The sequence below is a fragment of the Rhizobium sp. ZK1 genome (assembly GCF_047782645.1).
In the GTDB taxonomy this organism is placed as follows: domain Bacteria; phylum Pseudomonadota; class Alphaproteobacteria; order Rhizobiales; family Rhizobiaceae; genus Rhizobium.
In genome coordinates, this window is sequence record NZ_CP180587.1 from 847,293 (window position 1) to 871,699 (window position 24,407).

The 24,407-nt window shown below is 60.8% G+C and carries 18 protein-coding genes and 1 riboswitch; of the genes, 10 read left to right on the forward strand and 8 right to left on the reverse strand.

What is annotated here, in order from left to right; translation table 11 throughout:
• Positions 1 to 9: 9 nt before the first annotated feature.
• A complete protein-coding gene (locus ACK9YZ_RS26530) occupies positions 10 to 1,845 on the forward strand; it encodes a dipeptide ABC transporter ATP-binding protein (protein ID WP_416068436.1) in 1,836 nt (611 codons plus the stop codon).
• Between the two features lie 66 nt (positions 1,846 to 1,911).
• On the opposite strand, the gene ACK9YZ_RS26535 is transcribed toward ACK9YZ_RS26530, so the two are convergent.
• Positions 1,912 to 2,109: a hypothetical protein gene (locus tag ACK9YZ_RS26535; protein WP_183799326.1), complete on the reverse strand. Its 198-nt coding sequence runs from the start codon at positions 2,107 to 2,109 to the stop codon at positions 1,912 to 1,914.
• Between the two features lie 251 nt (positions 2,110 to 2,360).
• On the opposite strand from ACK9YZ_RS26535, the gene ACK9YZ_RS26540 reads away from it, so the two are divergent.
• Positions 2,361 to 3,536, forward strand: coding sequence for an adenylate/guanylate cyclase domain-containing protein (locus ACK9YZ_RS26540; RefSeq protein WP_416068234.1), 1,176 nt, complete (start codon positions 2,361 to 2,363; stop codon positions 3,534 to 3,536).
• Between the two features lie 207 nt (positions 3,537 to 3,743).
• On the opposite strand, the gene atzF is transcribed toward ACK9YZ_RS26540, so the two are convergent.
• From atzF to ACK9YZ_RS26575, 7 genes are all read right to left on the reverse strand, one after another.
• Complete coding sequence (gene atzF, locus ACK9YZ_RS26545; RefSeq protein WP_416068235.1) at positions 3,744 to 5,549, reverse strand: allophanate hydrolase; 1,806 nt, start codon at positions 5,547 to 5,549, stop codon at positions 3,744 to 3,746.
• Between the two features lie 3 nt (positions 5,550 to 5,552).
• Positions 5,553 to 9,092 (reverse strand): urea carboxylase, encoded by a 3,540-nt coding sequence (gene uca, locus ACK9YZ_RS26550; protein WP_416068236.1) that lies wholly within the window; start codon positions 9,090 to 9,092, stop codon positions 5,553 to 5,555.
• Positions 9,093 to 9,094: 2 nt separating this feature from the next.
• Complete coding sequence (locus ACK9YZ_RS26555; RefSeq protein WP_216760729.1) at positions 9,095 to 9,745, reverse strand: urea amidolyase associated protein UAAP2; 651 nt, start codon at positions 9,743 to 9,745, stop codon at positions 9,095 to 9,097.
• A 10-nt stretch (positions 9,746 to 9,755) separates the two neighbouring features.
• Positions 9,756 to 10,577 (reverse strand): urea amidolyase associated protein UAAP1, encoded by an 822-nt coding sequence (locus ACK9YZ_RS26560; RefSeq protein WP_416068237.1) that lies wholly within the window; start codon positions 10,575 to 10,577, stop codon positions 9,756 to 9,758.
• Positions 10,574 to 11,398 carry an ABC transporter ATP-binding protein gene (locus ACK9YZ_RS26565; RefSeq protein WP_416068238.1) on the reverse strand — a complete coding sequence of 275 codons (825 nt, stop codon included), beginning with the start codon at positions 11,396 to 11,398 and terminating at the stop codon, positions 10,574 to 10,576. The genes ACK9YZ_RS26560 and ACK9YZ_RS26565 overlap by 4 nt, the downstream gene beginning before the upstream one ends.
• Complete coding sequence (locus ACK9YZ_RS26570) at positions 11,395 to 12,213, reverse strand: ABC transporter permease (protein WP_416068239.1); 819 nt, start codon at positions 12,211 to 12,213, stop codon at positions 11,395 to 11,397. The genes ACK9YZ_RS26565 and ACK9YZ_RS26570 overlap by 4 nt, the downstream gene beginning before the upstream one ends.
• A gap of 61 nt (positions 12,214 to 12,274) precedes the next feature.
• Entirely contained in the window at positions 12,275 to 13,348 is a 1,074-nt protein-coding gene (locus tag ACK9YZ_RS26575) for a putative urea ABC transporter substrate-binding protein (RefSeq protein ID WP_416068240.1), read from the reverse strand.
• A 74-nt stretch (positions 13,349 to 13,422) separates the two neighbouring features.
• Positions 13,423 to 13,534, reverse strand: a riboswitch (guanidine-I (ykkC/yxkD leader).
• Positions 13,535 to 13,808: 274 nt separating this feature from the next.
• Here ACK9YZ_RS26575 and ACK9YZ_RS26580 point away from each other — a divergent pair.
• The 8 genes from ACK9YZ_RS26580 (at position 13,809) to ACK9YZ_RS26615 (ending at position 24,405) form a co-directional block, all read left to right on the forward strand.
• Complete coding sequence (locus ACK9YZ_RS26580; RefSeq protein ID WP_416068241.1) at positions 13,809 to 16,157, forward strand: response regulator transcription factor; 2,349 nt, start codon at positions 13,809 to 13,811, stop codon at positions 16,155 to 16,157.
• Between the two features lie 309 nt (positions 16,158 to 16,466).
• Complete coding sequence (locus tag ACK9YZ_RS26585; protein ID WP_416068242.1) at positions 16,467 to 18,026, forward strand: ABC transporter substrate-binding protein; 1,560 nt, start codon at positions 16,467 to 16,469, stop codon at positions 18,024 to 18,026.
• Between the two features lie 109 nt (positions 18,027 to 18,135).
• Complete coding sequence (locus ACK9YZ_RS26590; protein WP_416068243.1) at positions 18,136 to 19,158, forward strand: ABC transporter permease; 1,023 nt, start codon at positions 18,136 to 18,138, stop codon at positions 19,156 to 19,158.
• On the forward strand, positions 19,158 to 20,039 hold the full coding sequence (locus ACK9YZ_RS26595; protein ID WP_416068244.1) for an ABC transporter permease: 882 nt from the start codon (positions 19,158 to 19,160) through the stop codon (positions 20,037 to 20,039). The genes ACK9YZ_RS26590 and ACK9YZ_RS26595 overlap by 1 nt, the downstream gene beginning before the upstream one ends.
• The gene (locus ACK9YZ_RS26600; protein ID WP_416068245.1) at positions 20,036 to 20,878 is read left to right on the forward strand and encodes an ABC transporter ATP-binding protein; all 843 of its coding nucleotides are present in this window, start codon (positions 20,036 to 20,038) and stop codon (positions 20,876 to 20,878) included. Before ACK9YZ_RS26595 ends, ACK9YZ_RS26600 begins: the two co-directional genes overlap by 4 nt.
• Positions 20,875 to 21,759 (forward strand): ATP-binding cassette domain-containing protein, encoded by an 885-nt coding sequence (locus ACK9YZ_RS26605; RefSeq protein ID WP_416068246.1) that lies wholly within the window; start codon positions 20,875 to 20,877, stop codon positions 21,757 to 21,759. Before ACK9YZ_RS26600 ends, ACK9YZ_RS26605 begins: the two co-directional genes overlap by 4 nt.
• A gap of 5 nt (positions 21,760 to 21,764) precedes the next feature.
• Positions 21,765 to 23,312, forward strand: coding sequence for a hydantoinase/oxoprolinase N-terminal domain-containing protein (locus ACK9YZ_RS26610; RefSeq protein ID WP_416068247.1), 1,548 nt, complete (start codon positions 21,765 to 21,767; stop codon positions 23,310 to 23,312).
• On the forward strand, positions 23,302 to 24,405 hold the full coding sequence (locus ACK9YZ_RS26615) for a DUF917 domain-containing protein (protein WP_416068248.1): 1,104 nt from the start codon (positions 23,302 to 23,304) through the stop codon (positions 24,403 to 24,405). The genes ACK9YZ_RS26610 and ACK9YZ_RS26615 overlap by 11 nt, the downstream gene beginning before the upstream one ends.
• The last annotated feature ends 2 nt before the right edge of the window (positions 24,406 to 24,407 follow it).

Genomic DNA, 24,407 nt, shown 5'->3' on the forward strand with positions numbered 1-24,407 from the left:
GAAGCGATGATGACAGGCATCCAGGCACAATCCATCACAACGGCGGAGCAGGTTCTCTCCGTCCGGAATCTGACGACATCGTTTCTCGTCGATGGCGCCTGGAAGCCTGTCGTTCGCAATGTCTCCTTCGACGTAGCACCGGGCGAGACGGTCGCCATCGTCGGTGAAAGCGGCTCCGGCAAGAGTGTAACCTCGCTGTCGATCATGCGTCTGTTGCAGGCGGATTCGAGCCGCATCGAAGGCAAGATCATGCTCGGCGGCCGTGATCTTCTCGGCTTGGCCGAAGATCAGATGCGCAAGGTCCGTGGCAACGACGTCGCGATGATCTTTCAGGAGCCGATGACGAGCCTCAATCCGCTCTTCACGATCGGCGACCAGATTTCCGAGGCCTTGCTCTGCCACAGGTCGATGTCGAAGACCGAAGCCCGGGCCGAGACGATCCGCCTGCTCGAAAAGGTGCGGATCCCCTCGGCCGCCTCCCGCTTTGATGAATATCCTCATCGCTTCTCCGGCGGCATGCGCCAGCGCGTTATGATTGCCATGGCGCTCGCCTCACGGCCGAAGCTTTTGATAGCGGACGAGCCGACGACGGCGCTCGACGTAACGATCCAGGGCCAGATCCTCGATCTGATCAAGATGCTGCAGGAGGAAGAGGGCACGTCGGTCCTGTTCATCACCCATGACATGGGCGTCGTGGCCGAGATCGCCGACCGCACCGTCGTCATGTATCGCGGCGAGCAGGTAGAGACGGGAGCAACGGCGGATATCTTCCATCGCGGCAAGCATCCCTACACCCGCGCCCTGCTGTCGGCCGTGCCGGTTCTCGGTTCCATGCAGGGTTACGAGCGGCCGTTGCGCTTTCCCGTGGTCAATACGGCGACCGGGGAATCGAACAGTCCGGTCGAGACGGCCGACACGGTTGCCGCGGCATCCCGTCCCGTGTTGGAGGTCAAGAACCTCACCAAGCGCTTCGACATTCATTCCGGCCTCTTCGGCAAGTTGACCGGTCGTGTCCATGCGGTCGAGAACGTGTCCTTTGATCTCCATGCTGGCGAGACGCTGTCGCTCGTCGGTGAGTCCGGCTGCGGCAAATCGACAACCGGGCGTGCGATCATGCGGTTGATCGAGGCGCAGAGCGGTTCCGTCATTGCCGATGGCAAGGATGTGCTGGCGCTCGACAAGGCGGGTATGCGCGAGATGCGTAAGACCGTGCAAATGATCTTCCAGGATCCCTTCGCCAGCCTCAATCCGCGCATCCGCGTCGGCGATGCCATTGCCGAGCCCTATCTGGAGCACAGGATGGGGACCGGCAAGCAGGCGAAGGAGCGCGTCGCGGACCTCCTTACCAAGGTCGGCCTGACGCCCGACATGGCCTCGCGCTTCCCGCATGAATTCTCCGGCGGCCAGCGTCAGCGTATCTGCATTGCACGTGCGCTTGCATTGGAACCGAAAGTCATCGTGGCAGATGAAAGCGTTTCCGCACTCGACGTGTCGATCAAGGCGCAGGTCATCAACCTGATGCTCGATCTGCAGCAGAGCCTGAACCTCGCCTTCCTGTTCATTTCGCACGATATGGCGGTCGTCGAGCGCGTCAGCCATCGCGTTGCCGTCATGTATCTCGGCGAAATCGTCGAAATCGGCCCACGGGCGGCCGTCTTCGGCAACCCGCAGCATGACTACACCAAGAAGCTGATGTCGGCCGTCCCGGTTCCCGATCCCGATCGCCGCCGCGAAAAGCGGATTGTCGTCAATGACGAGATCAAGAGCCCAATCCGGCCTGTCGATTACAAGATCAAGCCGCTTGAATACCGTGAGATATCACCGGGGCATCTGGTGGCCGTCTAGGCACGCCGATAAGCCGCGGCTGCCGATTTTCGCGGCCGCGGCCAGCGATGTTCTGCGCAGCAAGCCTCAATGCTTCGTATCGTCGGCACGGAGCTGGTCGATTGCGTCAAGCGCTTCGTCTGCCGTCCAGCCGGCACGCAACGCCGCGGCGACGAGCCGAACCTCTGCCTCCATTTCGAGCCTGAGATAAAGTCCCTCCAGGGCCTCTTTGGCCGTAACCACGTGATCGTCATGCGGCACAACATCAACAGTCCGTACGGTCATAGACAGATTCCTTTCCTTCCTCGAAGTGGGTTGTGCTTCTTGTTAGGGCGATAACAGGCTCTTGGGTGTCCAAGAGAAGTATGACGCGGCTGCGGCAATTTTGTTCCATGCATCTTACCTCAATCGACGTGAGTGTCGAATTTTTTGCAACGGCGCCATCCTTGCCTGGGAATGACACGGCCAATGGACCAACGACGAAATTGGAGTAGAAGGACAAACCTCCACAAATTCGGGGACCAAAGGATGTGACCATGCCTCGCTTGCAGGACCTGATCGATTGGATCATCGCCGAAGGACTATCGACGGATACGATCGAGACCATTTTGCAAGGTGTTGCGGAACGGCTGACGGATCTCGGATATCCGATCCTCCGTGCCTCGATCGCGATGCCGTCGATCGACCCCCTGCAACGGGGATTTTCGGTTGCCTGGTATCGCTCTTCCGGCTTCTCGACCGAGGTTCAAGGGTATGATGAGGCGGGTCAGGAATTGTTCCGGCGCTCTCCCATCTCCTATCTCTTGGAGAATAACCTGCAATTTGCCCGCTGGCGATTGCCGCCGGGACCGGATGCTCCGCCGATTCCTCTCCTGACTGAGCTGGCGGAGCTCGGAGCGACCGATTATCTGACGAAGCTCGTTGCATTCCCCGGCGATACTGCGCTGGCGGGCGTCAGCTTCTCGATCGCCGTTGATGTCCCCGGGGGCTTTTCGGACAGGCTTATAGCCGATCTGGAGAGGTTGGTGCCGGCGCTGTCGCTTGCCTGTTGCCGCATCGCCACCACGCGTGTCGCGGCGGATGTGCTGGCCGTTTATACGGGCACCAGGACCAGCAATCGTATCCTGAGCGGTCATATCCGTCGTGGCGACGGTACGGCGGTTTACGCAGCGATCCTTCTCGCTGATCTCAAGAGTTTCACTTCGCTCAATGAAAAACATGCGCCCGAACATATCGTTGCCTGGCTCAACGAACACTTCGAGGCGATCGGCGCTCCGGTCGAGCAGGAGGGCGGCGAGATCCTGAAATTCATGGGCGACAGTCTGCTTGCCATCTTCCCTGCCGATATCGACAACCCGGCTGAGGCATGCGGCCGCGCTCTATCGGCGGCGCGTGCTGCAATGGATGCCAATGCCGACGTCAATCGCAGGCGGGTGGAAGCGGGGGAGCCGGAGCTGCTTGTCGATATCGTGCTTCACGTCGGCGAAGTCTTTTATGGGAATGTCGGCGCGGCCCGCCGCCTTGACTTCACCGCCATTGGTAGAGCGGTCAATGAGGCGGCGCGCATGGAGAAAGTCGCCGACGAAATCGGCCACAGTCTGCTGGCATCCGCCGATTTCGTTTTGCAGGCGCCGGGCCGTTTCGAGAAAGCCGGCATTTTTCCACTCAAAGGAGTCGCTCGTCCTGCGGTGATTTACGCCTGGCCGGATTGAAGCTCGGCCGTCGCTGCGGCTCTCGCTCGGAGCCATAGAAAAGCTTGTACCGCCGCTGCTCGCACGGTGGCCATCATTTCGCCCCGTCTCGGCCATGGAGCGGTCTGCGGACAAAGATGACAGGTCGACCTCGTAGCGCGCCCGCACGCGCCGCCAGGCCATTGATGAGCAGTCGAACTATGAATTTCACTGCCGTACCCCTCCGATTCAAGCGGCCGATTTGCTGCGCATATAGTTCCGCCAGCCGCCGAGAGCCGTGATCTCCTCGGCTCCGGCGACAGCGTGGGATTCACAGAGAAAACACGATACGCCCGAACCGTCCTCCAGCGTCACCTTGCCGATACCAAGCGGGGCAGGGATATTTGCAACGAAACGGCCGAAGCCCTCCGGCGGCAACGCCCAGACCTCGATCTCCAGTCCATGCCCGTCATACCCCGGCTCGCGGACGAGGCCGGGCTTTTGCGGCATAGTATTCGGAAGCACGAAGAGACGATAATCGCCTGCGGTGCGGCAGGCCCTTACCAATGTGCCACCCAATGTTGTCAGCTCATGATTGAGCGGCATACCCGTCAGATGCGCGCCGACTACGGCGATGGCGATGGTATCGTCTGTCAGCGAGGCGACACGGCTCTGCTCAGGCATCGCCGCAGTGCGGTCGACACCCATGCCGGCTGCGGCTGCGCGATGCAGCGCATCGGCAAGGGGAGCCAGCGCATCGTCGGTGAAGGCTGGCGCAACCAGTGTCACGCCGCCCGGCAGGCCGTTGTCGCCGAAGCCGGCCGGAACGGCGATTGCAGCGCAATCGAGCAGATTGACAAAGTTCGTGTAGCGGCCAAGCCGACCGTTGAGCACGATCGGGTCGGCCTGCATGTCGGCGACCTTATAGGTCGTCGGTGCTGTCGGCAGCAGCAGCAGATCGGCCTTTGCCCATTCGTCCTCCGTCTTGCGCCGCAACTCTTCGAGCTTGTAACGGCCATTGAAGGCATCGACAGCGGTTTTGCCTTTCGCGCCTTCGATGATCTTGCGGACCGTGGGATCGAAATCGGCGGCATTGCTCGCCAGGAAATCTTCGACGGCAGCCAGGCGCTCGGCAACCCAAGGGCCATCATAGAGGAGAGAAGCCGCCTCACGGAATGGCGCGTAATCGAAGGGAACGATCGTCGCGCCGAGCGCTCTGGCCCGGTCGATTGCCTGATCGTAGAGCGCCTCGACATTGGCATCGCCGAAGAATTCGCGCTCTGCGCCGTCGAGAACGCCGACGCGCGGGGCGGCGGCCGGAAGCGAAGCCGGCTTGGCACGCCTGGAGAACGCGTCGGCGGCATCGAAGCCCTCGGCAATCTTGCGGATTGCGACGCCGTCGCCGACAACAGCGGCAAAGATGGTGATGCAATCGACGCTCTTGCAGGCCGGCACCGCGCCGGTATTCGACAGCAGGCCCGGAGTCGGCTTGATGCCGACGAGATTGTTGAAAGCGGCCGGCACACGACCTGAACCTGCCGTATCCGTGCCGAGTGCGAAGGTGGCGAGGCCAGATGCCACCGTCACCGCCGAACCGGAGCTCGAACCGCCGGAGATATAGTCGGAGTCAAAGACCGATCGTGGCGCTCCATGGGGTGAGCGCGTACCATTGAGGCCGGTCGCGAACTGATCGAGATTGGTCTTGCCGATCACGATCGCACCTGCCGCCCGCAGTCGTGCAACGACAGTTGCGTCCTTCTCGGGATGATAGGCGAAAGCCGGGCAGGCAGCGGTGGTCGGCAGCCCCGCCACGTCGATGTTGTCCTTCACCGCGAAGGGCATGCCCCAGAGCGGCAGGCTGTTTGGCGTTGGCGCTCGCTCCATCAGGGCGCGAGCCTCGGCCCGCAACGTGTCATCAGGCGTCGGCGTGATGAAGATTGCCGGATCCTTCGAGGCGGCACGACGGGCAATCACGGTCTCGATGACATCGAGCGGGGTTGTGCCCGCCTCATAGGCTGCGCGAAGGCTTGTCAGATCAAGAATGGTCGGCAGCATAGGTCAGCATTCCTCCAGAACAACAATGATATCGCCCGCTTTGACGTTTCGTCCGGGCCCGGCGCGCAGGTCGCGGACTCGGCCCGGCGCATGTGCGGTGACGTTGATTTCCATTTTCATGGATTCGATGATGGCAAGCGTGTCGCCGGCCGCGACCGGTACGCCCGGCTCGACCAGCAGTTTCCAGATATTGCCGGGTACGGCGCTGGCCACGCCGAAGCATCCCTCGGGAATATCCCCGTCCAGGCTTTCGACCACGCCTTCGTCGGTGACGAAGCTGTCGAGGCCCGCCTCCTTCCAGCGTTGGCGCTCGGCATCGAAGGCCGCCTGCTGTCTTGCCTTGAAGCGGCCGATCGAGGCGGTATTCGCCTGCAGCTCCCTTTCATAGGCCGCATAGGAGAATTCCGTTTCCTCGATCGTGACGGGGTAGCCGCCATGCGGGAAGGCGCTGCGGGCTTCCGCCAGCTCCTGGTGGCTGACCGGGAAGAAGCGGATCTGATCGAAGAAATCGAGCAGCCACGGCTTGTCCTTGGCAAAGACCGGCGTCTGCCGCCACGTATTCCACATCTGGATGGTGCGGCCGAAGAGCTGGTAACCGCCAGGGCCTTCCATGCCATAGATGCACATATAGGCGCCGCCGATACCGACGGCATTTTCCGGTGTCCATGTGCGGGCCGGATTATATTTGGTCGTTACGAGCCGATGGCGCGGATCGATCGGAGTGGCGACCGGCGCGCCGAGATAGACGTCGCCGAGGCCGAGCACCAGGTAGCTGGCATCGAAGACGACATCGCGCACCGCCTGTTCATCCGCAAGACCATTGATGCGGCGGATGAACTCGATATTGGACGGGCACCATGGCGCGTTCGGCCGCACGAGCTCCTGATACTTGCGCATGGCAAGTTCCGCGTCCGGATCGTTCCAGGATAGCGGCAGATGCACGATGCGGCTCGGCACTTTGACGTCCTGGGCTGCCGGCAGGCCCGCCTCGATCTCGGCGAGCAAGCCAAGCAGGCGCTTGCGGGTCAAATTCGTACCGTCATAGTGAATCTGCAGCGAGCGGATGCCTGGCGTGAGATCGATAATCCCTGGCAGACGCGCTTTCGATACGGCCTGCATCAGGAGATGAACCCTGAGCCGCAGAGCGATATCGAGCGTCATCGGCCCATACTCGACCAGCAGGTTGTCGTCACCCTGCCGGCGGTAGACGACGGAGACGGGTCCATCGTCACGGTGGCCGACGATCGGTGTGCCCGCCTCCTCCTTGGCCCGATGCACCGCCGGGCCGGCAATCGGATCCTCAGAACGTGAAACGGGATGGAAGCGGATGCGGTCGCCCGGTTTGAACTGCCCCATCTTCCACTGCTCGTCGCGGGCGATCACCGCAGGGCAGACGAATCCACCGAGGCTCGGTCCGTCCGGACCCAGGATGATCGGCATGTCGCCGGTAAAATCGATCGCGCCGATGGCATAGGCGTTGTCATGCAGATTTGAGGGATGAAGGCCTGCCTCGCCACCGTCGCTACGTGCCCATTTCGGCGCCGGGCCGATCAGGCGCACGCCGGTGCGGGCGCTGTTGAAATGCACCTCGTAGCTCGTCGAAAACAGCGTCTCGATATCGCCGTCCTCAAAGAAATCGGGGGCACCATGCGGGCCATATACAACGCCGACATCCCATTCACGGGTCAATTCTGCCGGCTCCGTCGCCGGTTTCGGCGGCCCGACAGCAACCTCTCTGGCAAGATGCAGTACATGGCCAGTCTTCAGCGTACCTGTAGCGTTGCCCCCGAACTGGCCGAGGCCGAAGGTGGCGCGTGAACCGAGCACGGCGGGAGCGGCAAAACCGCCTGCCACAGCCAGATAGGCCCGCTGCCCCGGCCCATCGATGCTGCCGATTGAGAGGATCTGGCCGGCGCGGATAATCACGGCTTCGCCATGCGGCAATTTCGCTCCATCAACGCTTATTGCCATCCTGGCACCGGCGAGCGCCACCACCGTATCGGTATGGAATTTCAGCACCGGACCGGAAACCGTCAGTTCCAGCGCCGCAACCATATCACCGTTGCCGACGAGGCGGTTGGCATGGCGGAACGAGCGCTCGTCCATCGGACCGCTCGGCGGCACGCCGACATGCCACAGGCCGAGGCGACCCGGCAGTTCCTGGATACTCGACTGCGCGCCCGGCGTAAGCACCTCGATGACCTCGGGTACGAAGGAAAAGTCACGCAGCGCCGTTGTTGCCACCTTGCCGCTGGCGAGTAGATCCGAACCGGCGATGGCGCGAAGGTAATCCAGGTTGGTCTCGATGCCCGATATCGATGTGCTCGAAAGCGCGGCCTTCAGCTTCTCGATCGCTGCCGGGCGATCCTGAGCAGAGACGATGATCTTGGCGAGCATTGGATCGTAGAAAGGCGTCACCTCCGTGCCCGTCTCGACCCAACCGTCGATACGTGCATCATCAGGGAATGACACCTCCGTCAGCAGCCCGGCGCTTGGGCGGAAATCTGCATGCGGCATCTCCGCATAGACGCGCACCTCGATCGCTGCACCCTTCGGCTGCAGGGTCTCTGTGCCGGAGAGTACGTCTTCGCCCGCCGCTTGGCGGATCATCCATTCAACGAGATCTATGCCGAAGACGGCTTCCGTTACCGGATGCTCGACCTGCAGGCGAGTGTTGACCTCAAGGAAAAAGAACTCCTCACGCACGGGGTCGTAAATGAATTCGACGGTGCCGGCGGATTCGTAGGAGACCGACGAACCGAGATCGACGGCTGCCTTGTGCAGGCGAGCGCGGATTGCTGCGGAAAGACCGGGGGCAGGGGTCTCCTCGACCACCTTTTGATTCCGCCGCTGCAGCGAGCAGTCGCGCTCGCCGAGCGCGATGACCGTGCCTTTCCCGTCGCCGAAGATCTGCACTTCAACATGGCGGGCTTCGGCTACAAAACGTTCGATATAGACACGCGCATCACCGAAGCTCGCCCGCGCGGTTCGCTGCACGCTTTCGAACGAGGCCTTGAGGCTTTCCGGATCACCACAGAGCTGCATGCCGATGCCGCCGCCGCCTGCCGTGCTTTTCAGCATGACAGGATAGCCGATCGCTTCTGCAGCAGAGAGTGCTTCGTCGGTGCTCGATAGCAAGCCGGTACCGGGCAGGAGCGGCACGCTGCTCGCCTTGGCGAGTTCGCGGGCCGTGTGCTTGAGTCCGAAGGCTGAGAGATGCTCGGGTCGCGGGCCGATGAAGGCGATGCCTTCAGCGGCCAGACGCTCGGCAAAGCCGATATTTTCCGACAGGAAGCCATAGCCGGGATGCACCGCCTCGGCACCGGTCGCCTTGCAGGCGGCAATCACGGCATCGACGTTGAGATAGCTTTCGCTGGCCGGCGCCGGGCCGAGGCGAACAGCTTCATCGGCCATCACGGCAGGCTTTGCGAAACGGTCGGCATCGGAATAGACGGCGACGGAAGCAATTCCCATGCGCCTCAGGGTCTTGATGACCCGGATGGCGATTTCGCCCCGGTTTGCGATCAGGACTTTCTTGAACATCCTCAGTCCTCGCCATCCCAGATCAGCACGCGGATCGGCGTCGGATCGAAGCCGTTGCACGGGTTGTTGATTTGCGGGCAGTTGGAGATGACGCAGAGCACGTCCATCTCGGCGACGAGTTCGACATAATCGCCCGGCGCGGAGATGCCGTCGACGATCGTCATCTCGCCATTCGGCTTGATCGGCACGTTCATGAAGAAATTGATGTTCGGGACGATGTCGCGCTTGCCCATGCCGTGTTTCGAAACTTCGAGGACGAAGTTGTCGCGGCAGGCGTGCAGGTATTTCGTGCCATGGCCGAAGCGCACCGTATTGCTCTCGCAGGAGCAGGCGCCGGCCGACGTGTCATGACGGCCGCAGCTGTCTGCCGTCATGGTGAGCATGACATTGCCTTCGTTCGACATGATCTTCGTGCCGATGCCGACATAGGCGGCACCTTGCATGCGCATCGTATCCTGGTTGGAATAGCGCTCGGAAAAATCACCGGCACGATAGAAGAGCGTGTCGATAGCCTGTTGGCCGTAACTGTCCTCGATGCGGATCGTCTGGCCCTTGCGCACGATGCCGGACCATGGGGCTTCTGCTGGAATGAAGTGATCCTGCGCGGCATTTTCTATGGCGCGGGCTGGGGAGGTCTGGATGAAATCTGACATCGTCTTCTCCTCAGGCCTGCATCAAGGCGTTGTTTTCGAAGCCGCGCACGGCTTCAGCGGTTGCCGTCCGGCAAAGATCATCCGTGGCCGGAACCGCGGCCTTGTAGCGCGTGACGACGACCGGCTTCGGCTGATAGGCCGGTTCGGGATCAAGCGGATGCGGGCAATTGGAAAAGCCGACCAGCATGTCCATTTCTGCACGCAGCTCCACATAGTCACCGCTGTTGGAGAGCTTCTTCTGCCAGCCGAAGCCACCGTCCTCGGTAAGACGAACGGGCGCGAAGAGATTGAGGATGCCGGGTATGTCGCGGCGGTCGAGGCCGAGCTTGCCGGCGACGAGGACGAGGTTGTCACGAGTATTGCGCGTCTTCTCGCCGGGATATTTGTCTGCATTCGAGACGGCCGTCGAGCCACCCATCAGGCAGTCATGGGCGCCGGAACTGTCCTCGATCATCGAGAACATGACGCGACCCATGTCGGAGAAGATCACACGCCCCTTGCCGAGCGCCGTCGTCCACTGGACCTTGGCGGTATCGACCAGATTAATGCGCTCGCTGGTATCGGCCGCGTTCCAGGCGACGATCGCTACCGTGGAATTGCCCTCTGCCTGATCGATGCGGATTGCTTCACCGCATAGAAGCTTCGTCGACCAGTACCAACCGCCCGGAATGGTCTCCTGATGAACGATGGCGGCGGCATCGATGGCCGGCGCCGGCAGCGGGCTTGGGCCGGGCAGGGCCTTGGGGGCAAATTCCAGCCCCTTCTTCTGATGCTCCTCATAGCGCGCGCGGTTGGCGGCGATCTCTTCGGGTGAGCGTCTCATATGCATCATAGCATCTCTCCTGACGGTGCCAGGTCGTCCCGGCCGTGCCCCAGGGAAGCGACCGGGCCGTCCCGGTCGGGGCTGAAAATCGATGACTGGCCGGCAAGGCGCGGTGGCCAGATGGAAATGTCCTTGGTGATGGTGGCGCCGTAACGCTCCTTCTCCTCCGGCCGGTCGCGGCGGCGTTCGAAGGCGACGACTCGGCTCGCAAGCGTGAAGGCTTCGCGCATGTCGTGCGTGACCATGACGACGGTCATCTGCGTCTCGTGCCAGAGCCGTTTCATCAACATGTGGATCTCGGCGCGAATACCGGGATCGAGCGCGCCGAAAGGCTCGTCGAGCAGCAGCACCTTCGGCTTCATGATCAGCGCCTGGGCCAGCGCCAGGCGCTGCTGCATGCCGCCGGAAAGCTGGGCCGGATATTTGCCTTCGGAGCCGGCGAGACCGACCTCGGCAATCAGCCGGCGTGCGTCTTCCAATGCGTTGCGGCGGGCTGCACCGAAGAGCCTCGCTCTGTAGCGTGCGACGGTCAATTCCTTGCCGAGCAGCACATTGCCGAGCACGGTCAGGTGCGGGAAGACGGAATAACGCTGGAAGACGACTCCACGATCTGGCCCCGGTTCCAGTGGCAGCGGCTCACCGTCGAGCAGGATCTTGCCCTTCGTCGGCCGTTCCTGACCAAGCAGCATGCGCAGAAATGTGGACTTGCCGCAGCCGGAGGGGCCGACCAGCGCGACGAAGGCGCGTGCATCGACTGTCAGCGAGATGTCCTCGAGCACGATCTGGTCGCCATATTCCTTCCAGACCCGTTCGATCCTGAGTTCGCTCATGCCTGCCTCTCCAGTTCCGACCAGGGGAAGACGGCGATGCGCAGGCGGTCGAGCAGATAATTCATCACAACGGCAAGCAGGGTGATCCAGACCACATAGGGAAAGATGATATCCATCGAGAGATAGCGGCGGACGAGGAAGATGCGGTAACCGAGGCCGGAATCCGAGGAGATCGCCTCCGCCGCGATCAGAAACAGCCATGCCGGGCCGAGCTGCAATCTGAGGCAGGTGATCAGCCGCGGCAGGATCTGCGGCAGCACGACACGCAGGCCGATCTGCCAGGAGGAGCCGCCGAGCGTCTCGGCCTTGACGATCTGTTCGCGGGGCAGCTCCAACGCCTTCAGTGCCAGGTCGCGGATCATCGTCGGCGCGACGCCGATCACGATGAGGGCAATCTTCGACGTTTCGCCGAGCCCCATGACGATGAAGAGGATCGGCAGGAGTGCCAGCGGCGGCACCATGGAGATGACGGCAACGAAAGGGGAAAGCAGCGCTCTCAGATAGGGCAGCATGCCGATCAGCATGCCGACGACGAGCGCAATTGTGGTGGAGATCCCGAGGCCGGAGAGCAGCCGGATCAGGCTTGCTCCCGTATCCGACCAGAGCAGATATTCGCCTGTGCGCTGGTCGGCAACGAAAGCAAGGCGGTTGATCGCATCGGCAAAGCCAGCAAGGCTTGGCAGAAGCTTGTCATTGGCGTTATCCGCCAGTCGCGCGGCCGAACCGAACGCATAGGCGACGACGAGCAGCACGAATGGCAACGTCATCAAGGCAAACTGTGCGCCCCGGCTCGGCCTCGTGTTGATCCAACGCATGGGAAATGCTCCGCTGGTGAAGGAAAGGGACGGCGCGTGTGGGCCGCGCCGCCTGCTGCAATCAGAGCGAACCGTCGGCTGCGGCCTTCATGTAGGTTTCGGTGAAACGCAGCTTCACGTTGCCCGTGTCACCCAGCACCTTGCCGTCGGGCATTTCAATGCCGATGACATCGGCAGACGGGGCGCCGTTGCCGAGCAGACCCTTTTCGAAGAGGAAGGCACGGACGAGGTCCATGGTCTTCGGCAGGCTCGGCGAGGCGGTGAACGCAACTGCATCAGCCGGCTTGTCGAAGAGCTTGGTGGCGGCGAGCTGGGCTTCGAAGCCGGCAAGATCGGTGCCGGATGCCGAACCCATGGCCTCGCGGGCTGCCTTGCCTTCAGCGGTGTCGGCCCTCAGCAGGGCTGCCGTCTCGTACCAGATGCCGGCAAGCGCCTTGCCGAAATTCGGATTGTCTTTCAGTACGCCGCTATTGGCGACCATCAGGTCGATGATTTCGCCCGGAACCTGCGAACTATCGAAAACCTTCTTGGCGGTGGGATCTTCGAGGATGGTCGAGACCAGCGGGTTCCAGGTGACGACGGCACTGACATCGGGCGTCTTGTAGGCTGCGACCATATCGGCGTCAGACGTATTGACCACCTTCACGTCACGTTCTGTCAGCTTGATGCTTTCGAGCGCACGAGCCAGCAGATAGTGCGATACCGAGAATTCGACGAGATTGACGTTCTGGCCCTTGATATCGGCAAGGCTCCCCTTGTCCTTCAGGATGACGGCGTCATTTCCGTTCGAGAAGTCGCCGACAATGACCGCTGTCGTGTCGACGCCGCCGGCAGCGGGGATCGACAGGCCGTCCATATTTGTCAGGGTCACGGCATCGAAGGCGCCGGCCGTGTACTGGTTCATCGACTCCACATAATCGTTGAACTGGGTGACATCGATCTTGATGCCGTATTTGTCGGCCCATCTCTTGACGATGCCGTGGTCAGCTGCATAGCCCCAGGGCATCCAGCCGACATAGATCGACCATGCGACCTTGAATTCGGTCTTCTGCTCGGCCTCGGCGATGGAGCCGAACCCGAGCGCCAGCGACACAGAGAGCGCGGTCATGGAAAGGATTTTCGAAAAAGTCTGCATTGAAATTCCCCTTTTGCTTTTCTTCAAAAGGGATCGGCAATGACCATCGTGCCGCCAATCCCTTGGCTTACGAGGTCTCCCGGGCTTTTGTCCCGCCGTGCACCCGGCGGGATTTCTCCCCCGCCGGTGGTGGCTCTCGGACCAGCCGCGCTCTCTAAGAACGCCGGAACCCTAGCCACCAACTCTGCCTTTATCGAAGCAAACACCATGCCAGGTGGTGTATCTATTTGATTTTACAGGGCTGACGTATGTTGCGCACTGGCAGGTGCCGAAAAAGTGCATACTAACGCCTAGAAAATAGGCGCAGCACCGGTTCACGTTGGCGATATGCATGAAAATTAACAATCCTAAGAAAGTCGGCGGCAACAAAAAACTTAAGCTCGGAGATAGTTCATTCGGTGGCTCGCTGCTATGACATGGGCGGAGCGGGTTTATGGAACGCGTTAGCCTCAGGTAATTGATGCAGCCTTTGATTCACAGACCTCGCGTCTTTGATGCTCTTCTGGCGCGCCGGGAGCCGATCGTCGTTCTCGATGCGCCCGCCGGCATGGGGAAGACCTCGGCTTTGCACGAGGTGGCAGCTTATTTCGGCGCCGATATTCACGCTGAGGAAACGGCACCGGCAGCCCGACCTGATCAGGTCTGCATCTGGGATATCCCACCCCATGGCAAGCCTGCCGCGTTACCCGAAGCCTTCCTTTCAGCTCAAGCACGGATTTTTATCGCAAAACGTCCCGATACGCTGCTGCCGGGTCTCCCGCGGGCTGTCGCCTATGGCCAGGCCTACGTCGTGGATCAAGCTTTTCTGCTTATAGACCAGCACGAAGCGGTAGAGATTTTTGCTGACGGCGCGGCTGATATCATGCATGCCTCAGGCGGCTGGCCCCTGATTGCTTTTAACCCGGTACTGAGCTCGGAACATTTGAGCGCATTTCTCGAAAGCGAGCTTCTTCAAGCTGCGCGACCCGAAGTCCTGGTTGATCTGCGCATCGTTCTGGATACCGGTAAGGGTGATTTTCGCGGGCAATTCCATTTCCTTCCACTCGTTGGAAAGAGTGGCTTGCATGTGACGGCGATTGCCGGAGAGATCGACAACGCGCTCAATAACGTGCTCGCGGAGCGGATAGAGACGCTGGCAGATGCGAAAGCGATTGCGGAGGCTTTTGCAGTCCGTGGTCACCCGGTGCGGGCGATTGAGATATTCCAGCGCATCGGCCTTTACGACAACGCGCTCAGGGTTTTTATCGAGGCGAAGGGCATCTTTCTGCTCTATTTTCATGGGCCGGATGTTTATGATCGAGTTCTTGCCGGTTTTCCGCGAAGCTATGCGCTGCAAAGCGAAGTGCTGGTGCTTGCGCTTGCCCTGCAAGCCCTGAAGCTCGGGGATGTGTCGCGAGCGCGCCGACTGCTTGCCGACCGCTTCGGCGATCTCGCCAACGACCCGGAAGCGGTCTTTGCCCAGAATGCCGTGTTTTCGCGGGAATTCAGGGCATTCCGGCTGCTGATGCTTATTTATGAAGACTACTTCTTCTCCGAAGAGCTTCTGGAAACTTGTTTCGCGCTCGTTGCCGAGTTCCCGCTCGACGACCATCTCTTTCGGGGCAGTTTCTACAATTCGGTGCTCGAATTCTACATCCGCAATCGACGTTTTGCGGAGGCAGAGGAAGTGGCGCAGCGTGCAATGCACCACTACGAGCGTGCCAAAGCGCCGATGCTCTGCTTCTATGTCAGCCTCCACCAGGCGTTGATCCGTCTTTTGATGGGTGACGCGCTTGCTGCTCGCAAGCATTCGGCCCAGGCTGCCGGAAGTTTACGCGAACTTCCGTTCGAAAGCCCAAACGACCGGCGCCTTCAATTGCTCCTGGAGGCCTGCGTTGAATACGAAACCGGACGGGCTGAACCGCTCGCCCGATTTCTCAGCCTTGAGATCGATGATTTTTCCCACAGCGAAATCTGGCCAAGCCTGCTGGAATTCGCGTTGCACTACGGCAGCCAGGCGCTCGGAGATCATTTTTCGACGATCGCAGCACGCAGCTTTCTCGACCGCTGGCGGGTCTACCAGGTGTCCAACCGGCAGTTCCAGGCGATGATCGAAATCCGCGAAGCGGCCATCCTGCAGAATGCAAATCGCTGGCAGGAGGCATCGCAATGTCTTGCGCCGATCAGGTCACGCATCGACCGGAACTGGGTGGTAAACAACGATGGAGAGCTGGTCCACCTGCATGATCGCGACGAAATAGCGCTCGCGCTCGCATGGCTGCGCCAGATAACCTACGAGCAGCCCGCACGCCCCGGCCTCGACGCCCTGATCGAAGGCATCATCGGCAACCTGCACCTGACGGACCGTCAGCGTCTGAGTGCGCAGATTTGGCTTGCCTATATTGCCAAGCGCCAACGCAACCTGACGCGTGCCCGCGCCATCCTGCAGAAGATATTCGAGGATTGTGCCCGGCTCGGTGCCATTGCTCCTCTTTCGGAGGAGCGCGTTTTCCTTGGGGAGTTGATCGACAACCAACGCATAGGCGGTTTCCTGGCGACATCGTTGCCCATCAAGCAGATCATCCGCAAGCTGCGGGACAGCGGAAGATTATCGAGCCGTTCTGCGGGCGGGCGCAACGAGCTGTCGCGGCGTGAGAGCAAGATCCTGCTAATGATTTCGGAAGGTGCCGCCAACAAGTTCATCGCCAGCACACTCGGTCTCAGCGAGGCGACGGTCAAATTCCATCTTGGCAATGTCTATCGCAAGCTCGGCTGCCGTAACAGGCAGGAGGCAATCAGCGCCGCAAGGGCGCTCGGCCTTGTCAGCTGATTGTAAATCGTGTGGCGAGATTCGCTTTCGTCAGAGACACAAAACCTAGACCATTTAAGCTAAAACCTAGACTCGCCATCTGTTGAGCAGGTTCCTTTGCATGTGCAATCTTCTTCTCAGACCTCCTCTGGCGGAAAAATAGGGTGGGTCGGCGAAGGGAATGCGGCCTACCGGCAACCGAAGTGCCTGGTGCACCTCCCGAGCAGACCGATGTGTGCCAGTGCTTACGCTGCCATTCAGCGCCGGGCACAGGGCGGTCCAACAAAAGCGACCAAATGGTCGCAGGGAACTTTTGAACCGGGAGATACCATGAGCAGAATACAGCTGATTGCTTCTACCGCGATAGTCGTGCTTGCCGCCGGCTTCGCGGGTCAGGCCGCGGCCAAAACGACCGTGACCATGAATACCGTCCAGATCTTCGGTACGATCGATCCCGCCAAGATCTCCGATTACACCGACTATATGGCTGCCGTGAACCTCTATGACGGCCTGGTTACCGTCGATTCCGGCGGCAACCTGCAGCCCGAGCTCGCCGAAAGCTGGACTGTTTCCCCGGATGCCAAGGAAGTGACCTTTAAACTGCGCACCGACGCGCATTTCAGCGATGGTTCGCCGGTTGAAGCCGCAGACGTCGTCTATTCCTTCGAGCGACTATTGAAGATCAATCTCGGGCCGGCCAACCTCTTCGCGGACGTGCTGAAGCCGGGCTCGGTCGTTGCCGTTGATCCGCACACGGTCAAATTCACCCTGGCGAAGGCCTTTGCGCCGTTCCTCAGCACGGTTCCGGCCGTCTTCATCGTCAATGCCGACGTGGTCAAGGCCAATGCCGGCAGTGATGACGGCCAGACCTATCTTTCAACGAAGACTGCAGGCGCCGGCCCTTACACCTTGAAGAACTGGGACCGTGGCGCCTCGATGACGATCGAACGCGACCCCAATTACTACAAGGGCTTCAACGACGGCCCGATCGACGAAGTGCGCTGGATCATCACCAATGATGAAGCGACTGTGCGTTCGCTTGCAGCCTCCGGTGAACTGACGATGAGCAGCCAGTATCAGGCCCCCGATACCTACAAGGCATTGCAGGAGATGGGCCGCTTCAACATTGTCAGCGAAGACACGACGATCGGCTTTTATCTGAAGCTCAACACCAAGGTGCCGCCGACCGACGATATCCATATCCGCCGCGCGCTCGCCTATGCGACCGATTACGACACGATCCGCAGCGTCATCGTGCCGGGCGGTCAGTTGAACGGTCCGCTGCCATCCGGTTTTGCCGACTATTATGCCAGCGACCTGCCTGCGCCGAAATATGATATTGAGGCCGCCAAGGCGGAGATCGCCCAGTCGAAATATGCCGGCAGTGAAATTCCGATCACGCTCGGTTATGTCGCAGGCACAAAGTTTGAGGAAGAGCTCAGCCTGCTGATGCAGTCTAATCTCGAACAGCTTGGCTTCAAGGTGACCCAGCAGGCCGATCCCTGGAACCGAGTGACGGAAATTGCCGGCAAGGTCGAAACGACGCCCAACGTCAACCAGATCTTCTTTGGCCCGACATATCCCTCGCCGGATTCCATGTTCTTCACGCAGTACCATTCGAAAGCGGCTGGCACCTGGGCTTCGGCCGAATGGCTGCAGGATCCGGCGATCGACAAACTGATCGATCAGGCCCGCGAAACGCCTGACAAGGCGAAGCAGGCGGAGATTTACAAGGAACTGCAGCACAAGATCGTCGACCTGCAGCCGGATGTCTTTTTGGAAACACAGACAGTGCAGCATGCCATGGACAAGTGCCTGGATGGCTTCCATGCCGTACCGATGCAGTCCTTTGACTACAAGTTCACCCGCTATCGCTGGACCTGCAAATAGCGGCTGACTGGATTTCGGGCAGCGTCACCCTCATGACGAAATGCCTGGAAAGGACGGCCCGAAAGGGCCGTCCACATCCTCCTTCATGAACTGTAACAGGGCTGGAACATTGGAATTCCTCCTCTTCCTGATCAGGCGCGCTTTGTGGTCGCTGCTCGTTCTTTTCGGATTGTCGGTGGTTATCTTCACGATCGCCCGCGGCATGCCGGGGGATCCCGTGCGCCTGGCGCTCGGGCCTCGTGCCAGCAACGAGCAGGTCGAGCAGCTTCGCCAGACACTCGGTTTCGACAGGCCGCTGATCGAGCAGTATGGCATCTATGTATCCGGCCTTGCCGGCGGTGATCTCGGCCTGTCGCTGCTGACCAAGCGTCCCGTCAGCGACGATATCGGTGAAACCTTTGCCGCGACCTTCGAACTGGTGCTTGCCACGATCACCATCGCCTTCCTGTTCGGTGTTCCCCTTGGTGTCGCCGCTGCGCGCTGGAAGGATAAATGGCCCGATAATCTGGTCCGGCTGATCGCGATCTTTTCTGCGGTGACGCCCAGCTTCTTCCTCGCGCTCGTGCTGCAGATCCTTGCCGGCTATGTGCTGCACGTTCTGCCGACAACCGGGCGTCTGCCGCCGGGCATAACCTTTAGCGCCGACATTACCGGTCTCGTAACGCTCGATTCCCTGCTGCACGGGCGGCTGGACGTCTTCGGCGAAGGTCTGCGCTATCTCCTTCTTCCCTCGCTTGCGCTCTCCGCGGCGACAATGGGTCAGATCGCTCGCATCACACGGTCCTCGATGATCGACGTCTCCGGTCAGGATTATATTGAGGCGAGCCGCGCCTTCGGGATTCCTGAGCGTGTGAGAATCTTCAAATATATGCTGCGGCCGAGTTTTGTTCCGCCGCTCACCATTTCCGGCCTCGAGTTTGCATCGCTGATCGGTAATGCCTTTGTCGTCGAGCTCGTCTTCGCCTGGCCCGGCATGGCAGCCTATGGCGTGCGGACCATCATGCAGAAGGATCTAAACGCTGTCATGGGCGTGGTGATCGTCTCCGGCGTCTTCTTCGTCATCGTCAATCTCATTATCGATGTACTGGTCGGCATCGTCGATCCGCGCATCCGTATCCGAGGGAGGCGCTGATGTCCGATGCTCCTGTTATCGAGGCCGAACGCCTCTCAAATGCCTATCAAAACTGGTATCGCTTCTCGCGCAATCCGACCGCCGTCGTAGGTGCCGCGATCGTCATCATCTGCGTACTCGCCGCGATCCTCGCGCCATGGATCACGCCGCATCCTGACCATGTGGGCGCCGCCGTCAATTTCCGTGCTCGCCATCTGCCGCCGTCCGGCGACTACTGGTTCGGTACCGATAATGTCGGCCGCGACATCTTCACGCGCGTGATCTTCGGAATGCGCATTTCCCTGCTTCTGGCGCTTGTCGTGCTCGGCACGGCTGTTCCGATCGGTACCATCCTCGGTATTGTCGCCGGCTACTTCGGAGGTTGGGTCGAAGTGCTAATCATGCGTGTGACGGATATTGCGCTTGCCATTCCGCCGCTCGTTATGGCGCTCGCCGTCGCCGCGGTGCTGTCACCGAACCTCGTTAATTCGCTGCTTGCCATATCAGCGCTCTGGTGGACCTGGCACACACGGCTGATCTATTCGATCACAAAGCAGATCTGCGCCCAGGAATTCATCGAGGCGGCGGAAACGCTCGGTGCGAGCAAGTTCCATATCCTCTTCCGCGAGATTCTGCCGAATTGCGTCTCGGCAATCGCTGTGAAGACTTCGCTCGATTGCGGCTTCGTCATCCTCGTCGGTGCCTCGCTCTCCTTCCTCGGCCTCGGTATCCAGCCGCCGACGCCGGATCTTGGCACGATGGTTGCCCAAGGCGCGGCCTTCCTGCCTGACTACTGGTGGGAATCGGTTTTGCCCGGTTCGGCCATCCTCTTCGTCGCGCTCGGCTTCAATCTGCTGGGTGATGGCTTGCGCGATCTCTTCGACGTTCAGGAGGTCCGATGAGTTTCCCGCTCCTGCGTGTCAGCAATCTTTCGGTCGAGTTCTCCACCTATGGTCGCACGAGCCGGGTGCTGCACGGCGTCAGCCTCGATGTCCCAGCCCGGTCGCAGGTTGCCCTTGTCGGCGAAAGCGGCTCCGGCAAGACGGTGACGATGAAGGCGATCATGGGGCTCCTACGTCAGCCGCCCGCCCGCATCACATCCGGCGAGATCTACTATGACGGCGCTGATCTGCTCACTATGCCCGAGAAGGACCGGCTGCGGCTGCGAGGCACCGCCATGTCCATGGTTTTCCAGGACCCGATGAGTTCGCTTAATCCGGTCTTCACCGTTGGCGACCAGATGGGTACGATCCTGAAATATGCCGACAAGCGTCTCGGCCGCTCACGCTCGCGCAAGGAACGGATGGCGCGCGTCCATCAGGTGCTCGAACAGGTCCGCATGCGCGATCCCGAGCGCGTTGCCCAGGCCTTCCCGATCATGTTGTCAGGCGGCATGCGCCAGCGCGTGCTGATCGCCATGGCGCTCTTGAGTGAACCGCAGCTTTTGATCGCCGATGAGCCGGGCACCGCGCTTGACGTTACCACCCAGGCGCAGATCCTGAAACTGCTGAAGGACCTTGTCGAAGAGCGCGGCCTGGCGCTGCTGATGATCACCCATAATCTCGGCGTGGTGCGTGAGACCTCGAACTATGTCTATGTCATGAACAGAGGCGCCATTGTGGAACATGGCGAGACCGCCGGTATCTTCGACAATCCGCGCGATCCCTATACCTGCAGCCTGATCGATGCCGTGCCTAGGCTGACAGGCGGTATGCGTTCCAGCGGGGAGGTCACCGCATGAGCACGCCGATGCTTGAGATCCGCAACCTTGTGAAGTCCTTTCCCGTCCGCAATACCTTCGGCCGTCAGATCGGCGAGGTGAGGGCGGTCGACGACGTTTCCTTTTCGATCGAGAGGGGGAGAGTCTACGGCCTCGCAGGCGAAAGCGGCTCCGGCAAGTCAACCATCGCCCGCATGATCATGGGGCTTGAAAACCTGGATGCCGGCGAGATCCTGATCGATGGCGAAGTCCTTGCGAAAACGGGACGTCACCATTCCCGGCATGTGCAGATGGTCTTCCAGAATCCGGGCTCCTCGCTCAATCCGCGTCGCACCGTCGGCCAGTCCGTCGCCGTGCCGCTCGATGCGCATGGCTTTTCCGGCAACAGGCGCCAGCGCATTTCCGAGCTACTGGAGATGGTGCAGCTGCCGGCCAATTTCGCCGAGCGTTATCCGCACGAGCTTTCCGGTGGCCAGAAACAGCGGGTGGCAATTGCTCGCGCACTTGCCGTCGAGCCGAAGCTGCTCGTGCTCGACGAACCGACCTCGGCGCTCGACGTCTCGGTACAGGCGCGTGTCATCGACCTCTTGACCGATCTCGCCCGGCGTATGGATCTCACCTATCTCTTCATTTCCCACGATCTCAGCCTGATGCGCAACTTCGCCGGCACTGTCGGTGTGCTCTACCGCGGCCAGATCGTCGAAACGGGGGCGGTATCGTCCGTCTTTGAACATCCATCCCACGACTATACCCGGCTTCTCCTTGCCTCAGTTCCCGTCATTTCGAAGGAGGAGGAGGCGATGCGCCCGAAAATTCCGTTGATCGACGGGGAAATCCCGTCAGCCGAAAAATTGCTGGCGCTCAGGGAAGTCGGTCAAGAAGCAAGTCACCAACGAGGTTAGGACTGATGATCAGAATTGGTATTGACGTCGGCGGCACCAATACGGACGCCGTCATCATGAACGGACCGGACGTGATTGCCGGCGTGAAATCCGCGACGACAGCGGATGTCATGAGCGGCGTCGTCAACGCGCTGCGTGACGTACTTGCCGCCTCACGGATGGAGGCATCCGTTGTCGACTTCGTTATGATCGGCACAACGCATTTCACCAATGCTGTCGTTCAGCGTCGCGATCTCGCGCAGACAGCCGCCGTGCGTCTTGGCTTGCCTGCCACCGCCTCCCTGCCGCCGATGGTCGACTGGCCGGAGGATCTGAAGCAGGCAATCGGCAACCACGCCTATCTCGCCCATGGTGGCAATGAATTTGACGGCCGCGTGATCTCGCCGCTCGATGAAGAAGAACTGCTAAAGATCGCCGCCGACATCAAGGCGAAAGGCATCGACACGATTGCCATCACCTCCGTCTTCTCGCCTGTCAGCACCGATTTCGAAAAGCGCGCAGGAGAGATCTTCGAAAACGCTCTTCCAGGCGCCCACATCACGCTGTCCAGCGAGATCGGTCGCATTGGTCTGCTTGAACGCGAGAATGCGGCGATCATGAATGCCTGCCTGCGCGATCTCTCGGCCCATGTGATCGATGCCTTCCGCAAAGCGATCGCAGAGGCGGGCATCAAGGGCAAATTCTTCCTGACACAGAATGACGGCACGCTGATGGATGCCGCCTTCGCCGAGAAATTCCCGGTCCTGACTTTCGCTTCGGGTCCCACCAATTCCATGCGCGGCGCGGCCTTCCTCTCCGGTGTCAGCGATGCAATCGTCGTCGATATCGGCGGTACGACATCGGACGTCGGCTCGCTTCAGAAAGGCTTCCCGCGACAGGCGACTGTTGCTGTCGAGGTGGGCGGCGTGCGCACCAATTTCCGCATGCCCGACGTCTTCTCGATCGGCCTCGGCGGCGGTTCGCATGTCGTCGAAACGGAAGGTGGCATCAAGGTCGGCCCAGTCTCGGTCGGCTACCGGATTCAGACGGAAGCGCTCATCTTCGGCGGAAAGACGCTGACGACGACCGACATCACCGTTGCTGCTGGCAACGCGGCACTCGGCGATCCAGCCAAGGCTTCCCATCTTCCGGCCGATCTCTTGCAGCGCGCGCAGGAAAAGATCCACGACATGCTGGAGGATTGCGTCGAGCGCTCCCGTCTGTCTCCAGATCCCCTGCCTGTCATTGTCGTCGGCGGCGGCTCGATCCTCGTCAACCGGCCGATTGCCGGCCTCGAAGTGATCAAACCATCACATTTCGGCGTCGCCAACGCTGTCGGCGCGGCGATTGCGCAGGTCTCGGGCGAAGTCGACCGTGTCTATGCTCTTGCTGAGATGGGGCGTGAGAAATCGCTCGAGGACGCCAAGAGGCGGGCAATCGAAGCGGCGGTTGCGGCGGGTGCGGCACGCGAATCGATCGAGATCGTCGATGTCGAGGATGTGCCGCTCGCCTACCTGCCGGGCAATGCCACCCGCATCCGCGTCAAGGCCGTGGGAGAGCTTAATGCCCGCTGAAGGTTACCTGCTCAAGGAAGAAGACCTGCTGCCCCTGTCGCTCGGCGCGGCCCTGCTCGGTACCGGCGGCGGCGGCAATCCCTACATCGGCATGTTGCGCGCCCGTGAACTGATGCGCAAGGGAGCGCAAGTGCGCATAATACCGCTGGAGGCGCTTGCAGAGGATAGTTGGGTCGCCGAAGTCGGCGGCATCGGTGCGCCTGTCGTCGGCGTCGAAAAGATCGAGGAGGGTGGCGAGTGCTATCGCGCGATGCGTGCGGTCGAGGAGACCGCTGACGTTAAGGTCTCGGCGGTGATTTCCGCCGAAATCGGCGGCGCCAATTCTATCGAACCGATTATTGCCGCGGCGATGGCCGAACTGCCGGTCGTTGATGGCGACGGCATGGGACGCGCGTTCCCCGAGGTGCAGATGACGACCTACATGATCTACGGTGCGCCGGTGTCGCCGGCGGCAATCGCCGATGAGAAGGGCAATGTCGTCGTCTTCAAGGATGTCATCGACATGTTCTGGCTCGAGCGCTTCGCCCGCGACACGGCTGTCGCCATGGGGGCAGGGGCCGGCTTCGCCACCGCGCCGATGCGCGGCGATTTTGTCCGCCGCAACGCCATCCCAGGAACGGTCAGCCAGGCACTGGAAATCGGCCGCGCGGTGCTCGATGCCCGCGCCAGGCGTCAGAATGTGGTCGAACGTGTCGTTGAAAGTGCCGGCGCCAAGCTCTTCTTCACGGGCAAGATCGTCGATATCCGCCGCGAGCTGAGGGGCGGCTTTGCCCGCGGCCATGCCATCATCGCCGGCACCGGTAACTGGACTGGTTCGCAAGCCCGCATCGCCATCCAGAACGAGAACCTTGTGCTCTGGATCGACGAGAAGCCGGTGATCATGGTGCCCGATCTGATCATGAATCTCGAAATCGACACCGGTGAGCCGATCACCACGGAGATGCTGCGTTATGGCCAGCGCGTCGCCGTCATCGGCCTGCCGGTACACGATCTGATGAAGACGCCGCGTGCACTCGAAATCGTCGGCCCGAAGGCCTTCGGCTTTCCGGAGCTGACATTCGAGCCGCTGATTACGCGCCATGCTGCGCGATAGGG

Bases quoted from the DNA above. Each gene is read 5' to 3' on its own strand.
- ACK9YZ_RS26615 (WP_416068248.1), top strand. From the start codon at position 23,302: ATGCCCGCTGAAGGTTACCTGCTCAAGGAAGAAGACCTGCTGCCCCTG.
- ACK9YZ_RS26555 (WP_216760729.1), bottom strand. From the start codon at position 9,745: ATGTCAGATTTCATCCAGACCTCCCCAGCCCGCGCCATAGAAAATGCC.
- ACK9YZ_RS26535 (WP_183799326.1), bottom strand. From the start codon at position 2,109: ATGACCGTACGGACTGTTGATGTTGTGCCGCATGACGATCACGTGGTT.
- ACK9YZ_RS26600 (WP_416068245.1), top strand. From the start codon at position 20,036: ATGAGTTTCCCGCTCCTGCGTGTCAGCAATCTTTCGGTCGAGTTCTCC.
- atzF (WP_416068235.1), bottom strand. From the start codon at position 5,549: ATGCTGCCGACCATTCTTGATCTGACAAGCCTTCGCGCAGCCTATGAG.
- ACK9YZ_RS26540 (WP_416068234.1), top strand. From the start codon at position 2,361: ATGCCTCGCTTGCAGGACCTGATCGATTGGATCATCGCCGAAGGACTA.
- ACK9YZ_RS26570 (WP_416068239.1), bottom strand. From the start codon at position 12,213: ATGCGTTGGATCAACACGAGGCCGAGCCGGGGCGCACAGTTTGCCTTG.
- ACK9YZ_RS26610 (WP_416068247.1), top strand. From the start codon at position 21,765: ATGATCAGAATTGGTATTGACGTCGGCGGCACCAATACGGACGCCGTC.
- ACK9YZ_RS26565 (WP_416068238.1), bottom strand. From the start codon at position 11,398: ATGAGCGAACTCAGGATCGAACGGGTCTGGAAGGAATATGGCGACCAG.
- ACK9YZ_RS26560 (WP_416068237.1), bottom strand. From the start codon at position 10,577: ATGATGCATATGAGACGCTCACCCGAAGAGATCGCCGCCAACCGCGCG.
- ACK9YZ_RS26530 (WP_416068436.1), top strand. From the start codon at position 10: ATGACAGGCATCCAGGCACAATCCATCACAACGGCGGAGCAGGTTCTC.
- ACK9YZ_RS26605 (WP_416068246.1), top strand. From the start codon at position 20,875: ATGAGCACGCCGATGCTTGAGATCCGCAACCTTGTGAAGTCCTTTCCC.
- ACK9YZ_RS26575 (WP_416068240.1), bottom strand. From the start codon at position 13,348: ATGCAGACTTTTTCGAAAATCCTTTCCATGACCGCGCTCTCTGTGTCG.
- uca (WP_416068236.1), bottom strand. From the start codon at position 9,092: ATGTTCAAGAAAGTCCTGATCGCAAACCGGGGCGAAATCGCCATCCGG.
- ACK9YZ_RS26595 (WP_416068244.1), top strand. From the start codon at position 19,158: ATGTCCGATGCTCCTGTTATCGAGGCCGAACGCCTCTCAAATGCCTAT.
- ACK9YZ_RS26585 (WP_416068242.1), top strand. From the start codon at position 16,467: ATGAGCAGAATACAGCTGATTGCTTCTACCGCGATAGTCGTGCTTGCC.
- ACK9YZ_RS26580 (WP_416068241.1), top strand. From the start codon at position 13,809: ATGCAGCCTTTGATTCACAGACCTCGCGTCTTTGATGCTCTTCTGGCG.